A 15792-nucleotide genomic window follows, 5' to 3' on the forward strand; every position below is an offset into this window, starting at 1 on the left:
TTCTGCCAGTTGATCTGCGGGTGGCTCAGGCCGCCCACCGGACGCTGCACGATCGAGTCCGCGCACCACTGGTTGCCTGCCGCGCAGGTCCCGTCGGCCGGGTACACCGAAGCCGGCGCGGCGGCGGCCGCCTGCTTGAGCGTGGCCGCCATCGCGTCGCGGCAGGCGGACAGCGAGCCGCCGCCGCAGTACGCCTTGGCCAGCGGACCGGCCACCGGACGCCCGAGCACCGTCCGCAGGTCCTTGTCCGCGTAGCTCCACCAGCCGTACTGGAACGCCGATCCGGCGTGCGAACCGGTGGGCCCGTGGCCCGCGTTGGGGGCCTCGTCCACGGTCAGGGAGGCCCGCAGGGCGTCGTACAGCGGTGTGCCGAGGCCCGGTTGGAACTCGGCCTCGATCAGCAGCGGCCACCAGGCGTCCATGATCCGGATGGCGTCGGCGTGGGCGTACGCCTTCGAGCCCTGCGCCGTCTCCTTGCGCTCGGTCCCCGCCGCCTGCCACGCGGCCAGCTTGTCGACCGCGGCGGACACGGCCGGATCGCTGAGCGGCACGCTGCGCAGCACCGCGAGCAGCTCGGGCAGCAGGTTCTCGGCCCGCAGGTCCGTGACGGCCGCGTCCGCCATGGCCTGGGTGAGCTTGGCGCGGGTGACCCCGCCCGCGGCGACGAGGGGCTTGACCCGCTGGTCGAGGAGGTCCGCGCGGTGCACCGATCCCATGCCGAAGCCGGCCGCGCCGTAGTCCTTGGCCTGCTTGTTGTTCCAACTGATGTAGTAGTCCTGCCCGATGGACTGCGGGTGCTCGGAGGGCGGCGTGTAGGCGGCGGTGTTGGCGGCCGGGTCGAAGCCCTGCCACTCGTACTGCTGCCTGCCCGCGATCGGGAGCGCCGCGTCGACCCCGGCCGGCCGGACCGGGTTCAAACCGCTGTTGTAGTAGGCCGCTTCGCGCGCGTCGGCGTAGAACCAGTTGAAGGCGTAGCCGATGTGTGCGGCGGCCTGCTGGAAGGTCCGCGCGTCCGTCACGTACGAGGGGTCGTTGAGCATCTGGAAGCCGATGATCGAGTCGGCCTCGTGCCGGTACGTGGAGCGCAGCGCGGTGTAGGCCACGGGCTTGCCCGCGACGGTGGCCCGGTGGGTGACGATGCCGTAGTTCGTCCGCCAGACCTGCATCCGGTACGAGCCGTTCGGCGTCGGGTCGGCCACCGAGGACTTCCAGGCGTTGGTGCGCTCCAGCTTCTCCATGGGGGTGCAGGTGCCCCGATAGAGGTACGAGGCGCTCGCGGTGGTCGGCGCGCCCCCGCCCGGCTCGCACAGTTCGACGGCGAAGGTGTCGGTGATGTCCTGCCCGGCGGAGGTGGCGCTCCAGGCGTAGTCCTGGCCGCGGCCGAGCTGGACGTACATGCTCACCCCGGCGAAGGAGGCGCCGCGGGCGCTGATGCCGGGGCCCTGGATCTCCTGGAGCATGAGGAGCTGGGGCGCGAGGTAGCCGGTCTGCGGCCCGAAGACGGCGACGGGGTGGCCGCTCGCGGTCTTCGCCCCCGAGACGAGCAGGGCGTTGGACATGCTCTGCTTGACCGGTCTGGGCGGGTTCGCGGCGGCCGCGGTGGCCGCCGCGCCGGTGCGGTCGTGGACGAGCGGCTCGGCGGTGACGGAGCCGGGGTCCGGGAGCGCGGCGCCCTGCGGGTTCGCGGGCTTCTGCGCGTACGGGAAGCTGCTGCCGTCGTGGACGGTGAGCACGGCCTCGGGGTCGTCGCGCTCGCGGAAGGACTCCCAGACCCGGGTGCCCTCCTCCAGGCCGTACTTCTGCTGCGCGGCGAGCAGGGAGAGCGCGGCCTGCACCTCGCCGCCGCCTCCGCCGCCGAAGAGCCCGCCCACGACGGAGGCGAGGGCGATCAGGTCGGTGATCTTGAAGGGCTGGATCTCGCCGGCGTTCGTGATCGAGTCGATGTGGCCGGTGAGCACGTATTCCCCGGGGAAGTAGCGGCCGTTCTTGGACTGGACGCGGTAGGCGTTGATCCCGTCGACGTACGCCTGCGCGTCCTCCATCGCGAGCCGGCCCCGGTCGCCCTCGGTGGTGCGGATCCGGTCCACCTGCGCCTGGAGATCGGCCTCGGTGTACGGGGCCTGCGGCCAGAACTGCTGCTCCAGGCCCTGGTTGGCGAGGGCGCCGCCGGCGAACGGGGTCAGGTCGCCGCGGCCGACGTGGCGGAAGAGGTCCATCTGCCAGAGGCGGTCCTGGGCGGCGGCGAAGCCGGCGCCGTAGGAGGTCCCGTAGCGGGTGGTGCCCTTGATGTGGGGAACGCCGGTCTTCTTGTCGCGGGTGATGGTGACGTCGGCGCGCGGGCTGGTGGTCGACTCGACCTGGTCGGGCGGGACCCCGAAGGAGGCGTCGTTGAAGAAGTCGTTGACCTTGGCGTCGGTGAGCCCCGGATATCCGGCCACCAGCGAGTCATAGCGGGCCAGTTGGTCCGAGGCGTGGGCGGGCATGGTGCCGAACGCCTTGTGCAGGAGGATCTGGGCGAGGGTCGCGTTGCCGTTCTGGCCGGGGGGCAGGATGTCCGCGCACCGGCCGCCGCAGTAGTCGGCCACGGGCAGCGGTACGGGATCGGCGGCCGCGGCGGGCGCGAGCGGGGTGAGCAGGGCGGCGCCGAGGGCGATCACCCCGGCGGCTACGGCGGTTCTCAGGCGAGCGGTGGGACGTCGCATGCGTGCTCCTCCGTGGGGCGGGAAGCGGTCACGGGGGAGGGTACTGGCGAGGTCTACCGCTCAGTAAGATGAACGACCGTCACTTTTCAGGGGAGTTGGCGCCGGACACGGACGAGGTCGGGAAAATCCGTTGCCGGACCTGCGGGATGTCGGACAGGCTCGCTGTCATGTCCCAGACCCCCCTGCCCCAGACCGCCCGCCCCGTCGCCGACCTGTTCTCCGGTGGCCGGCTCATCGCCATCCCGCGCAAGGTCGCCCGCCGCGAGCAGCTGCTCGCCCACCTCGCCGCGACCCTCTTCGAGGAGGGCCGGGCGTACACCGAGCCCGAGGTGAACGACGCGCTGCGCACCGTGCACGAGGACTGCTCGGCGCTGCGGCGCTACCTGATCACCTCGGGCCTGCTGACCCGGACCCGGGACGGCCGCAGCTACCGCCGCGCCGACCGGGTGGGGGCGGCTATCCCCGGTACGTCTCCAGCAGCCTGAGCCAGATCTCGCTGACCGTCGGGAACGCCGGGACCGCGTGCCACAGCCGTGCGATGGGGACCTCCCCCGCGACCGCGACCGTCGCCGCGTGCAGCAGCTCCGCCGCGCCCGGGCCGACGAAGGTGGCCCCGAGGAGGACCTCCCGGTCCAGGTCGACGACCAGCCGGGCCCGCCCCCGGTACCCGTCCGCGTACAGTCCGGCGCCCGAGACCTTGCCGAGGTCGTAGTCGACGGCGCGGACCCGGTGGCCCGCCCGCTCGGCCTCCGCCAGGGTGAGGCCCACGGCTGCCGCCTCCGGGTCGGTGAACACCGCCTGCGGCATGGCCTGCGTATCGGCGCTCGCCACGTGCGCGCCCCAGCGGCCGGTGTCGAGCTCGGGGACGCCCGCCGCGCGGGCGGCGATGACGCCCCCCGCGATCCGGGCCTGGTACTTGCCCTGGTGGGTCAGCAGCGCGCGGTGGTTCACATCGCCGACGGCGTACAGCCAGTCGTGGCCCTCGACCCGGCAGCTGTCGTCGACCGGGATCCAGTCCCCGGGCGTCAGACCGACGGTCTCCAGCCCGATGTCCTCGGTGTGCGGCGAGCGGCCGGTCGCCATCAGGAGCTCGTCGCCCTCCAGGATCTCGCCGCCCTCCAGGACGACCTGGACGGGGCCGGTCGAGCCGTCCCGTACGACCGCCTCCACCGAGACGTCCGTACGGACCACCGCGCCGGCCTCGCGCAGGGCCTCGGCGACCAGCTCACCGGCGAAGGGCTCCATCCGTGGCAGCAGACCGGAGCCGCGTACGAGCATCGTGACCTGGGAGCCCAGGGCCTGCCAGGCCGTGGCCATCTCGGCGGCCACCACCGAGCCGCCCACGACCAGCAGCCGGCCCGGCGCGTGCTGGGCGGAGGTGGCCTCGCGGCTGGTCCACGGCCGCGCCCCGGCGAGCCCGGGGACGTCCGGGATCACGGCGCGGGTGCCGGTGGCGACGACGACGGCGTGCCGCGCGGACAGTACGTGGTGTTCGCCCTCGGGGCTGGTGACGGCGACCTTGCGGACCCCGTAGAGGCGGCCGTGACCGCGGTAGAGGTGGGCGCCGATCGAGTCGAGCCAGTCGACCTGGCCGTCGTCCTTCCAGCTGGAGGTCCAGTAGTCGCGGTGCGCCAGCACGGCCGCCGTGTCCAGCGGGCCCTGGACGGAGCCCGCCAGCCCCGGCACCCGGCGGGCGTCGGCCCTGGCCAGGGCCGGACGCAGCAGTGCCTTGCTGGGGATGCAGGCCCAGTACGAGCACTCGCCGCCGACGAGCTCGGCCTCCACCAGGGCCGTGGTCAGCCCGGCGGCGCGGGTCCGGTCCACGATGTTCTCTCCGGCCGGTCCCCCGCCGAGCACCACGACGTCGTACTCCACCGCTTCCGACACAGTCACCATCCGTGGTTCCAGGGGCCCTTGTTTCCCTGTCACCTTACGTGGGCACGGCGGGGCACGCGGGAGAGGCACGGCGGCGCGCTCTGCGGATCAGCGGGTCTGCGGATCGGCAGGTCAGCGGGGCGCCGACGCGGCGCGGTGGCGCTCAGGCCTGCGCCGTGCCCGCCTGGCCGTCCTGCGGCGAGGCGGCGATCTTGGCGCGCACCTCTTCCATGTCCAGCGCCCGCGCCTGCCCGATCAGGTCGGTCAGCGCTGCCTCCGGCAGCGCGCCGGGCTGCGAGAAGATGGCGACCTGGTCCCGGACGATCATCAGCGTCGGGATCGAGGTGATCTCGAACGCCGCGGCCAGCTCCTGCTGCGCCTCCGTGTCCACCTTGGCGAACACCAGGTCCGGATTGGCCTCCGAGGCCTTCTCGTAGACCGGGGCGAACTGCAGGCAGGGCCGGCACCAGCCCGCCCAGAAATCGATCAGCACGAACGGGTTCTCGCTGACCGTCTGGTCGAAGTTCTCCTTGGTGAGCTCGACAGTAGCCACGGTTCCAGACCTCCTGATTGCCTTGTATGCACCTTGAACGATCGGCTCGCCCCGTGCATTCCGCCACGGCGCGCGGGCGGTACGGAGCCGCCCGAGCGGCCGCCGCCCGGGCGGGCCGTATCAGAAAGGGTGCCCCGGCGGAGTCGGGCGGAGCGTCGTCCAGCGCAGCTCCGTGAACGCGTCCAGGTTCGCCTCACCGCCGAACCGCGCCCCGGTGCCGGAGGCACCGACCCCGCCGAAGGGGGCCACCGCCTCGTCGTTCACCGTCTGGTCGTTGACGTGCGCGATCCCGGTCGGGATCCGTCCGGCCAGCTCCAGCCCGCGCGCCGCGTCGCGGGTCACGATCCCGAGGGAGAGCCCGTACGGGCCGGCCGAGGCCAGGGCCACCGCCTCGTCCTCCGTGGTGAAGGGCCGTACCGGCGCCACCGGGCCGAAGACCTCCTCGGCGTAGGCGGGGGTGTCGTCGGCGACGCCCGCCAGCACGGTCGGCCGGTAGAAGAGTTCCTCGTACGTTCCGCCGACGACGAGCTTGGCCCCCTGCTCCGTGCTCGCCTCGACCAGGGCGTGCACCCGCTCCAGCTGGCCGCGGTCGATCAGCGGTCCCAGGTGCACCCGCTCGCGGTACGGGTCCCCCACCGCCAGCGCCTCGGCCCGCGCGGCGAGCCGCTCGACGTACTCGTCGTAGAGCGAGGCGTGGACGAGGTGACGCCCGGCCGTCATGCAGATCTGGCCCTGGTGGAAGAACGAGCCCCAGGAGGCCTGCGCCACGGCGGCCTCCACGTCGGCGTCCTTGAGGACGACGAGCGCCGAGTTGCCTCCCAACTCCAGGTGGGCGCGCTTGAGATGGCGGCCCGCCAGCTCCCCGACGAGCCGCCCGGCCGCCGTGGAACCGGTGAACGACACCACGCGGACCAGCGGATCGGCGACGACGGCCGCCCCGGTCTCCGCGCCCCCGGGCAGTACGTGCAGCAGGCCGGCCGGCAGTCCCGCTGCCGCGAGGACGGCGGCGAGCGCGAGACCGCCGCAGACGGCGGTCCGCCGGTCGGGCTTGAGCAGCACCGCGTTGCCGAGGGCGAGCGCCGGGGCGACCGAGCGGATCGACAGGATCAGCGGCGCGTTGAAGGGGGCCACCACCCCCACCACGCCCGCCGGGACCCGGCGGGTGAAGGAGAGCCGCGGCTCCTCGCTCGGCAGCACCTGCCCTGCCGGGCGGGAGGCCAGCGCGGCGGCCTCGTAGCACTCCTGGGCGGCCACGTGCAGTTCGAAGTCGGCCTTGCCGGGTATCGAGCCCGATTCGCGCACCAGCCAGTCCCGCAGTTCCCCGGCGTGGGCGGCGAACAGGTCTCCGGCGCGGCGCAGGACCGCGGCCCGCTCCATGTGGCCGGTCCGCGCCCAGGACTCCTGGGCGGCCCGGGCCCGTACGGCGGCCTCCGCGACGTCGGCGGGCGCGGCCAGGGCGAGGGTGGCCAGGGTGCGGCCGGTGGCGGGCTCTACGACCGGGGCGGGCCCCCCGGTGAGGGTCGGTCCGTCCTGCCAGAGCGTCGGTTCGAGGAGCGGCATGGCGCGGGGCCTCCGGTGGGGATGGGTGGGGCGGGGGGCGGCAGCACGCGCCATCGTGCCAGACCGGAGGCACCACATCTGTTCTGTTATTGGGCAGTTGACGCGCCGCCGTGACCGGAAACGATCGACGGCGCGCCAGCGTGCGGGAGTTCCGGGTGCCGGTTCAGCGCTCCAGGACGAGTGCGATGCCCTGTCCGACGCCGATGCACAGCGTCGCCAGGCCCGTACCGGAGCCGGCCGCGGCCAGTTGGTGTGCCACCGAACCGGCCAGCCGGGCCCCGGAGGCGCCCAGCGGGTGCCCGATGGCGATGGCGCCGCCGCGCGGGTTGAGCCTGGCCGGGTCCAGCTCCGGCCAGGCCGCGACACAGCCCAGCGCCTGCGCCGCGAACGCCTCGTTGAGCTCGACGGTCGTCAGGTCGGCCAGGCTCCGGCCGGCCTTCGCGAGCGCCCGCTGCACGGCGTCGACCGGGCCCAAGCCGAAGAGCTGCGGCTCGATGCCGGTGACCGCGGAGGCGCTGATCCGGGCCAGCGGCTCGCGGCCGGTGGCCGCGAGGCCCTCCTCGTCGGTCAGCAGCAGGGCCGCGGCGCCGTCGTTCAGCGGGGAGGCGTTCGCGGCCGTGACCGTACCCGTGCCGTCCGTGCGGAAGGCGGGCTTCAGGCGGGCCAGGGCCTCGGGGGTGGAGCCCTCGCGGACGCATTCGTCGCGGGCGAGGTCCACGCCGGGGTACGCGACGACCTCGTCCCCGTACTGCCCGGCGGCCCAGGCGGCCGCGGCCTTGCGGTGGCTCTCCAGCGCGAACAGGTCCTGGGCCTCACGGGTGATCCCGTGCTTCTCCGCGATGAGTTCGGCGCCCTCGCCGAGGGAGCCCGTCCACGGCGCGGGCATGCGCGGGTTGGTCATCCGCCAGCCCAGGGTGGTGGACCACATCTGCTGGTGGCCGGCCGGGAAGGGCCGCTCGGGCTTCTGCACCACCCAGGGGGCCCGGCTCATCGACTCCACGCCGCCCGCGATGGCCACGGAGGCGTCGCCCAGCGCGATGGCCCGGGCGGCCTGGATCACGGCTTCGAGGCCGGAACCGCAGAGCCGGTTGACGGTGACCCCGGGGACGGACACCGGGAGGCCGGCGAGCAGGACGGCCATGCGGGCCACGTCGCGGTTGTCCTCGCCCGCGCCGTTGGCGTCGCCGAAGACCACGTCGTCGATGCGGGCGGGGTCCAGGTCGGGCGTACGGTCCACCAGCGCGCGGACGACGTGCGCGGCGAGGTCGTCGGGGCGGACCCCGGCGTACGCTCCGCCGAACTTGCCGATCGGGGTGCGGACGGCGTCGACGACGTAGACGTCGCGGACGGTGCGTCCGTCGCGGGCGGTGCGGATGCTCATGGGGGCTCTCCTGGGCGGATCCGTACGGGCGGCGCCGGGTGGTGCCGGGGTCGGCACCCGGTCGGGCGCCGGGCGCGCCCGGTGGGGCGCGCCCGAAGTCTCCGTCCGCAGGTCACCGGCTGTCAACGGCCCTCCGCCGGCCACGCCCGCCGCCGCCACGGCCGCCGGGGCGGCAACGGCCGTACCGCCGCCATGGCCGCCTCGGGGGCAACGGCCGTACAGCCGCCATGGCCGCCTCGCGGGCAGCAGCCGTACAACCGTCATGGCCGTCACGCCGTCACAGCCCCGACGACTCTCAGGTCGACTCCCGCCGGACGGCCACCGCCGAGATCAGGTCCTGCCGCTGCGTGATCTCGGACGGTTCGCGCACCGCCCGGTCCACCAGCTCGGCCAGGTGGTCCCCCGTCGGCAGCTCGATCTGCACCGTGCTCAGCCGGGGCCGCAGCAGACGGCCGATGAGCAGGTCGTCCGCGCCCATGACGGCGACGTCCCCGGGGATCCGCAGCCCCTCGTCCAGCAGCGCGCGCATCAGCAGCATCGCGTACTCGTCGTTGTACGCGAACACCGCGTCCAGGCCGAGCGAGCGCCAGCGGGCGGCGAGCGCGGCGGCCGACTCCTCCGAGTAGGCCATCGGCAGCGCTTCGATCCCTGCGCCCGCCACCGAGCGGGCACCCTCCAGCCGGGGGGTGGAGAAGAGTTCCAGCCCCTCCTCCTGCGGGACGACCACGCCGATCCGCCGGTGCCCGCGCTCCACGAGGTGGGCGGCGGCCCGGGCGCCGACCTCGCTCTGGTCCATGACCAGGGCGTGTGCCCCGGGGACACCGACGGGGCCCATCGTGATCACCGCGCGGGCGCCGGCCCGCTTCAGCGTGGCCACGTTGTGCGCGGAGAGGGTGATCTCGCCGAGCGAGATCACCGCGACCGGGCGCAGTTCGGCCCAGGCGCGGGCCGCCTCGTCGCCGCTGAGGCCGAGGCTGCCGTACTGGACCACGGTGTAGTCGAGGCGGCGCAGCGACCACTGGAGCTCGTTGAGGAAGGCGCTGTAGAGCGGCCCTATGGGCACGTGGGAGGTGGGCAGCAGCACGATCCGGGTGTGTCCGGCGCGCAGGCTGCGGGCGGCGGCGTGCGGGACGTACCCGAGCTCCTCGGCGGCCCTGCGGACCTTGCGGCGGGTCGGCTCGCTGATGCGGACGGCTTCCGCGTTGTTGAGGACGTAACTGACGGTCGCGCGGGACACGCCTGCGAGACGGGCCACGTCGGCGCTGGTCGGCACGGGGGCCGGCTGCGGCGGTTTCGATGACTGTGACATTGCCGTGGAATCTTTCCAGACCCGGTGCCCCCGAGGGCTGGCGGATGGCCGGAAACGAATGCTACACAGTGGTTACACGATTCATTGACACGTGTAAGCGAGGGTCTTCCCGACACCCCCGCCCCTACCTCCCTTCTCAGCTCCGCGCCCGCTCCTCCCACCCTCATCCGCACGATGAACCCGCCCAGGAGGGCGCCGTGGCCCTTTCCTCCTCCGGCACCGGAACCACCGGCGCCGTCCCCGACGACGCGGCTGCCGCACCGGCCGCCGCCGGCGCCGCGCGCGCCCCCGGACGCGGTCTGTTCCCCCTGCTGCTCGTCGGCAGCAGTGCGATGTACACGCTCTACGTCGGCGTCGGCGGCGTCCTGCTCGCCCTCCAGGTCGAGGACATCGACCCGGTGGACAAGGTCGCCCACTTCGGCCTGATCGCAGGGGTCTCGGCGATCTTCGCCACGATCTTCAACCCGGTCGCCGGCGCCCTGTCCGACCGCAGCGGACGGCGCAACCCGTGGATCCTGGGCGGCGCGGCCGCCGCGCTGCCGGCGATGTTCCTGCTGGGCGCCGCCGACACGATCCTGCTGGTCACGATCGCCTGGTGCCTCGGCCAGGCCGTCATGAACGTCTACCAGGCCGCCCTCACCTCCGTGGTCCCCGACCGGGTGCCGGTCTCCGCGCGCGGCAAGGCCTCCGCGGCCGTCGGGCTCGGCCTGCCCATCGGCTCCACCCTCGGGGCGCTGACCGGCGCCGCGTTCTCGGAGGACTACCGCAGCGGCTACCTCGTCTTCGGCGCGATCGTGGCGGGCGCCGCGGTCCTGTTCACCGCCTGCACCCGCGAGGAGCGTCTCCCGGCGCGCGCCGCACTGCCGGTCAGGGCCCAACTGGCCGCGTTCACCGGCGCCCTGCGCGACCACGACTTCCGCTGGGCCTTCGTCGGCCGGGCGCTGCTCGTCCTCGGGTATTTCGCGGTCAGCGGGTACCAGCTGTACATCCTCCAGGACCACACCGTGCTGCCCGTCGGCATGGAACCGGAGGAGGCCGTGGCGGTACTGATGCCGCTGACCGGCGTCGCCATGGCGGTCTCCACGGTCCTGGGCGGGTACCTCTCCGACCGGCTCGACCGGCGCAAGCTCTTCGTGGGCGCCTCGGCCCTGCTGTCGGCCCTCGCGCTCGCGATCCCGGCGGTGTCGGACAGCTGGACGGCGATGCTGGCCTTCGCGGCGGTCAACGGGCTCGCGTTCGGTTCGTACATGGCCGTGGACACGGCGCTCGTGACGATGGTGCTCCCGACGGCGCGGGACGCGGCCCGCGACATGGGCGTGCTCAACATCGCCAACGCGGGACCGCAGATCATCGCGCCGTTCATCGCCTCGGTGATCGTCTCGGTGAGCGGCGGCTACACCGCGCTGTTCGTCGTCGCGGCGGCCTTGGCGGTGGCGGGCGCCCTTGCGGTGAAGCCGATCCGCGGCGTGCGATGAGCCGCCCGAGAGCCTGTGCGAGCGCCGAGAACCTCCCCGACCCCTCCCACGACCCTTCCGGAACCCTCCGGAACCCTCCTAGAAAGGCTTCACCGTGCAGTTGCACACCCACACCTGGGGCGAGGGCGACCGCGTCGCGCTCCTGATCCACGGCATGATGGCCGACCACCGGACCTGGCGCCGGGTGGGCCCCGCCCTCGCCGCGCGCGGCTACCGCGTCATCGCCGTCGACCTGCGCGGCCACGGCGCCAGCGGGCGGGGCGCGTACGACCCGGCGCTCTTCGCCGAGGACGTCGTCGAGACCTTGCCGGCCGGCGCCGACCTCGCCCTCGGCCACTCGCTGGGCGGGCTGGCCCTCTCGCTGGCCGTGGACCGGCTCAGGCCGAAGCGCGCCGTGTTCTCCGACCCGGCCTGGCACCTGGCCGGTCCCGCCGAGGGGATGGACCCGGAGCTGTTCGCCCGGTTCAAGTCCGCGCCCAGGGAGCGGATCCGGGCGATGAACCCGCGCTGGGAGGAGGCGGACGTCGACGTCGAGCTGGAGACCCTGGCCGTGTGGGACGAGGCGACGGCGCTCGTCCTGGGACGGCTCGTCGGTACGGACCTGCTGCCTGCGGCGCCGGTGGTCCCCTCGCTGGTCCAGATCGCCGATCCCAGCTTCCTGATCTCCCCGGAGCGGGCCTCGCTGCTGGAGGAGCGAGGTTTCGAGGTGCGGTCGGTCGCCGGAGCCGGACACACCATCCACCGGGACGACTTCGACGGGTTCATGGCCTCGCTGGAGGGCTGGATCCAGCCGCTCCGACCGCTCTAGCCGCCCTCGGGCCAGCCCCGCTACCTTCACGCCTACCGAGCGGTAACGGGGAGGTCCGATGTCGGTCACGTCGTCAGGTACGAAGGCTCCGGCCGTCTCGCGCGGGCTGGTGGAAACGGCGCGGGCGCTCGCCGAAGGCGCGGTCTCCGCGCGCCGGTCGACCGAGGAGGCGCTGGAGCGGATCGCGGCCGCGCAGCCCGTGCTCAACGCCTTCCGGATCGTGCGCACCGAGGCCGCGCTCGCCGAGGCGGACGCGGCCGACCGGCGGCTGGCCGCCGGCGAGCGGCTCCCGCTGCTCGGCGTACCGGTCGCCGTGAAGGACGACATGGACGTGGCCGGGGAGCCGACCGCCTTCGGCTGCGCCGGGGAGTTCCCGCCGAAGGCGGCCGACAGCGAGGCCGTACGCAGACTGCGCGCGGCCGGCGCGATCGTCATCGGCAAGACCCAGACGCCGGAGCTGGGCCAGTGGCCTTTCACCGAGGGCCCCGCCTTCGGCGACACCCGCAATCCGTGGAACCCGGCCCACACCCCCGGCGGTTCCTCCGGGGGTTCGGCGGCGGCCGTGGCCGCGGGTCTGGTTCCGGCGGCGCTGGGATCCGACGGGGCGGGTTCCGTACGGATCCCCGCGGCCTGGACCCATCTGGTGGGCGTCAAGCCGCAACGCGGCCGCATCTCCACCTGGCCGGAGCCGGAGTCCTTCCACGGGCTGACCGTCCACGGCGTGCTGGCCCGCAGTGTCGCCGACGCGGCCCTCCTGCTGGACGCGGCGAGCGGCCGCCACCCCGGGGACCGGCACTGCCCGGCCCCCGTATCGGCGGTCGAGGCGGCCCGCCGCACGCCGAGGCGGCTGCGCATCGCCCTGTCGTTCGCGATGGCCTTCACGGCGACGCCGAAGTCCCTTGATCCGGAGGTCCGTTCGGCGGTGGAGCGGCTCGCCGGGCGGCTGGAGTCCCTGGGTCACGAGGTGGTGCCGCAGGAACCGCGCTACGGGCGGATCGGCCTGACCTTCGTACCCCGCGCGACCGGCGGCGTACGGGACTGGGCCTCCCGGGTGCCCGATCCCGGGCTGCTGGACCCGCGCACGCACGAGGCGATACGCGGCGGCCGGATCCTCGGCGGCCTGCCGCTGCGGGCCTCGCGCCGGGCGGAAACCCTGCTGCGGAGGCGGGTCGGGGAGATCTTCGGCCGGTTCGACGTGGTCCTGACCCCGACGACGGCCACTCCCCCGCTGCGGATCGGCGCCCTCGCGGGCCTCGGGGCGATGGCCACGGACCGGGCGATGATCGCGGCGTGCCCGTACGCCTGGACGTGGAACGTCCTGGGCTGGCCGGGGGTGAACGTTCCGGCGGGCTTCACCTCCGAGGGCCTCCCCCTCGGGGCCCAACTCCTGGGCCCCGCCGATTCGGAACCCCTCCTCCTGTCCCTGGCCGCCCAGGCGGAGGCCGCGGAAGGCTGGACGAGCCACTGGCCGGCCACGGGCTGATCAGTACGGGTGCCGGGACGGTGCCGACGCCGGTCGGTGCCAACCGGGACGGACTCGGGTGGACGGCGGCGAGCGGGCCCTTTCGGCCGCGCCCGGTCCGTCATGGTCTGCGGCTCGTCGCGGAGGCGAAGCCGAGCCAGGTGTGGCGGTTGCCCCACCAGCACCAGCCGACCTTGGGGGCGTTGCGCCGCTCGCGGCCGTCCCGGCCCGTGCCGTTGCTGATCCAGATGGCGGGGGTACGGGCGTCCAGGGCTCCGTCCGCCTTGCGCAGCCGGGAGCCGACGGTCATGAAGCAGCGGCCGCGCTCCAGGGCCGCCGGCTGCTGGAGCACCCAGTGGATGCCCTCGGTGAGCAGCAGCGGGGTGCGCTCCTCCTTCGTGAGGGCCGGCAGTGCCTCTTCGGGGCTCCAGTTGGACATGTGGTCGCCCCGGTCGACGCCCGTGACGACGTACAGCGGGGCGTCGGTCAGCTCGATGGTGTCGAGCGGGCGGAAGCCGTCGACGTCGGACATGTCGGTGACGACGAAGCCGGGTTTGCCCTCGCGGCGCAGCAGCGGCGCGAGGGCGGAGGCGGGGACGCGCTCGGGGTGGACGGCGAGCAGGGCCTCGTCGCCGTGGCCGCCGTCGGCGTCCTGCGCGGAGGCGAACGCGCGCAGTTCGCCGGCCGGGATCCGGGCGAGCTCGTGCACCCCGAGCTCGATCAGACGCTCGGCCTGGCCTGCGAGCGGCGGGAGAGAGGGCGCGACGGGGCCGGGCGAGGTCTCGGGCATGTCACTCCTGCGGTACGCGGTGCAGAGCGGTGGACCCCGGATCAACGAGGCGGCCCGCCGGGAGGTTCCCACCGCTGCCGGCCCCTGACGGGCGGCGGAGTTCCCGCGCGTCGGGATCCGGGTGTTCCTGCGACGGCGCCGGCCTCGCGGTGCCACAAAAAGAAAGGGCAAGGAAGTAACCCACTCCTTGCCACTCTCAACTTATAGCGCAGTGGGGGGCTTGCCGCAAGGCCCCCACCGACCCGCACAATCGTCGCCCACCTGCACTTTTCCGAGGTATCCGGGGGTTTCTCGATGGACGTGATCGTGGTCGGCGGCGGGCCGACCGGCATGATGCTGGCCTGTGAGCTGAGACTGCACGGCGTGCGGGTGCTCGTGCTGGAGAAGGAGGCGGAACCGACCCGTCAGTCCCGGGCGCAAGGTCTGCACGCACGCAGCATCGAGGTGATGGACCAGCGCGGCCTGCTGGAGCGGTTCCTCCCGCTCGGCCGCCAGTTCAGGGTCGGCGGCTTCTTCGCCGGCCTCGGCACCTCCTGGCCGGAGCGGCTGGACACGGCGCACTCGTACGTCCTCCACATCCCGCAGGAGGTCACCGAGCGGCTGCTGACCGAGCACGCCGCCGAGGCCGGCGTCGAGATCCGGCGCGGCTGCGAGGTGGTCGGGCTGCGTCAGGACGACGACGGGGTGGGCGTCGAGCTGGCCGACGGCACGCGGCTGCGCGCCCGCTACGTCGTCGGCTGCGACGGAGGGCGCAGTACGGTCCGCAAACTGCTCGGCGTCGGCTTCCCCGGGGAGCCTTCCCGGGTCGAGACGCTGCTGGGCGTGATGGAGCTGGCCGAGCCGGCGCAGACGGTGGCCTCCGTCGTGGCCGAAGTGCGCAAGACGCAGCTGCGGTTCGGCGCCATGCCGTTGGGCGACGGGCTCTACCGCGTCGTCACGCCCGCCGAGGGGGTGGCCGAGGACCGCGCCACCGCACCGACCCTCGACGAGTTCAAGCGGCAGCTGCGCGCCTTCGGGGGAACGGACTTCGGCGCGCACTCGCCGCGCTGGCTTTCCCGCTTCGGCGACGCGACGCGGCTGGCCGAGCGCTACCGCGTCGGCCGCGTGCTGCTGGCCGGCGACGCGGCGCACATCCACCCGCCCACCGGCGGGCAGGGGCTCAACCTCGGTATCCAGGACGCGTTCAACCTCGGTTGGAAGCTGGCCGCCGAGATCGCCGGCTGGGCACCGGAGGGGCTGCTGGACAGCTACCACTCGGAACGCCACCCGGTGGCCGCCGACGTACTGGACAACACCCGCGCGCAGATCCAGCTGATGTCGACGGATCCGGGTGCCCTGGCGGTACGCCGACTGCTCGCGGAACTGGTGGACTTCGAGGAGGTGAACCGGTACCTGATCGAGAAGATCACCGCCATCTCCGTCCGCTACGACATCGGCGAGGACAAGGATGAAGGTGACGGTGACGGTGAGGGCGGCCGGGTCGACGGACAGGACCCGGCCAGGGCCCGCGCCGGTCGTGAACTGCTCGGCCGGCGGATGCGGGACGTGGCGCTGGGGCGCGGCCGCCTCTACGAGCTGACGCGCGGCGGCCGCGGTCTCCTGCTCGATCAGACGGGCCGGCTCTCGGCCGCCGGCTGGTCGGACCGGGTCGACCACGTCGTCGACGTCAGCGACGAACTGGAGGTGCCCGCGGTACTGCTGCGCCCGGACGGTCACGTCGTGTGGGCGGGCGAGGACCAGCAGGATCTGCTGGCGCACCTGCCCAAGTGGTTCGGGGCCGCCGCCCGCTGAGTACGCGGCCCACCCCTGTCGGCCTGAGCGAGGCCGGCTTCGCGCTCATGACGGCCCTGACGCCCCCACCGGAGAGCCGTCGCCGC

Annotated in this window: 12 protein-coding genes; 5 read left to right on the plus strand and 7 right to left on the minus strand. The window is 73.8% G+C overall.

What is annotated here, in order from left to right; translation table 11 throughout:
* Window positions 1-2702 (minus strand): penicillin acylase family protein (locus ACS04_RS24325; protein WP_048478843.1); only part of this gene is annotated, 2702 nt, incomplete at its 3' end.
* A gap of 167 nt (window positions 2703-2869) precedes the next feature.
* Between ACS04_RS24325 and ACS04_RS24330 the strand changes: the two genes are divergently transcribed.
* Window positions 2870-3187, plus strand: a complete 318-nt coding sequence (locus ACS04_RS24330) for a DUF2087 domain-containing protein (protein ID WP_048478844.1) — start codon at window positions 2870-2872, stop codon at window positions 3185-3187.
* Here the strand turns inward: ACS04_RS24330 and ACS04_RS24335 are convergent.
* From ACS04_RS24335 to ACS04_RS24355, 5 genes are all read right to left on the minus strand, one after another.
* Window positions 3159-4598, minus strand: a complete 1440-nt coding sequence (locus ACS04_RS24335) for a dihydrolipoyl dehydrogenase family protein (RefSeq protein ID WP_048478845.1) — start codon at window positions 4596-4598, stop codon at window positions 3159-3161. The genes ACS04_RS24330 and ACS04_RS24335 overlap by 29 nt on opposite strands.
* A gap of 142 nt (window positions 4599-4740) precedes the next feature.
* A complete protein-coding gene (locus ACS04_RS24340; RefSeq protein ID WP_048478846.1) occupies window positions 4741-5130 on the minus strand; it encodes a thioredoxin family protein in 390 nt (129 codons plus the stop codon).
* A 120-nt stretch (window positions 5131-5250) separates the two neighbouring features.
* Window positions 5251-6690 carry an aldehyde dehydrogenase family protein gene (locus ACS04_RS24345; RefSeq protein ID WP_048478847.1) on the minus strand — a complete coding sequence of 480 codons (1440 nt, stop codon included), beginning with the start codon at window positions 6688-6690 and terminating at the stop codon, window positions 5251-5253.
* A 163-nt stretch (window positions 6691-6853) separates the two neighbouring features.
* Window positions 6854-8071, minus strand: coding sequence for a thiolase family protein (locus ACS04_RS24350; protein ID WP_048478848.1), 1218 nt, complete (start codon window positions 8069-8071; stop codon window positions 6854-6856).
* Between the two features lie 295 nt (window positions 8072-8366).
* Window positions 8367-9380 carry a LacI family DNA-binding transcriptional regulator gene (locus ACS04_RS24355; RefSeq protein ID WP_048478849.1) on the minus strand — a complete coding sequence of 338 codons (1014 nt, stop codon included), beginning with the start codon at window positions 9378-9380 and terminating at the stop codon, window positions 8367-8369.
* A gap of 197 nt (window positions 9381-9577) precedes the next feature.
* Here ACS04_RS24355 and ACS04_RS24360 point away from each other — a divergent pair, with 197 nt between their 5' ends.
* The 3 genes from ACS04_RS24360 (at window position 9578) to ACS04_RS24370 (ending at window position 13146) form a co-directional block, all read left to right on the plus strand.
* Window positions 9578-10855, plus strand: coding sequence for an MFS transporter (locus ACS04_RS24360; RefSeq protein WP_048478850.1), 1278 nt, complete (start codon window positions 9578-9580; stop codon window positions 10853-10855).
* Window positions 10856-10949: 94 nt separating this feature from the next.
* Window positions 10950-11663: an alpha/beta fold hydrolase gene (locus tag ACS04_RS24365; RefSeq protein WP_048478851.1), complete on the plus strand. Its 714-nt coding sequence runs from the start codon at window positions 10950-10952 to the stop codon at window positions 11661-11663.
* A gap of 58 nt (window positions 11664-11721) precedes the next feature.
* Window positions 11722-13146 carry an amidase gene (locus ACS04_RS24370; protein ID WP_048478852.1) on the plus strand — a complete coding sequence of 475 codons (1425 nt, stop codon included), beginning with the start codon at window positions 11722-11724 and terminating at the stop codon, window positions 13144-13146.
* A 100-nt stretch (window positions 13147-13246) separates the two neighbouring features.
* Here ACS04_RS24370 and ACS04_RS24375 read toward each other — a convergent pair whose 3' ends face one another.
* Complete coding sequence (locus ACS04_RS24375; protein ID WP_048478853.1) at window positions 13247-13915, minus strand: DUF5701 family protein; 669 nt, start codon at window positions 13913-13915, stop codon at window positions 13247-13249.
* A gap of 294 nt (window positions 13916-14209) precedes the next feature.
* Here ACS04_RS24375 and ACS04_RS24380 point away from each other — a divergent pair, with 294 nt between their 5' ends.
* Complete coding sequence (locus tag ACS04_RS24380) at window positions 14210-15706, plus strand: FAD-dependent monooxygenase (protein WP_048478854.1); 1497 nt, start codon at window positions 14210-14212, stop codon at window positions 15704-15706.
* Window positions 15707-15792 lie beyond the last annotated feature (86 nt).

It is taken from the genome of Streptomyces roseus (assembly GCF_001044425.1).
GTDB lineage: Bacteria > Actinomycetota > Actinomycetes > Streptomycetales > Streptomycetaceae > Streptomyces > Streptomyces roseus.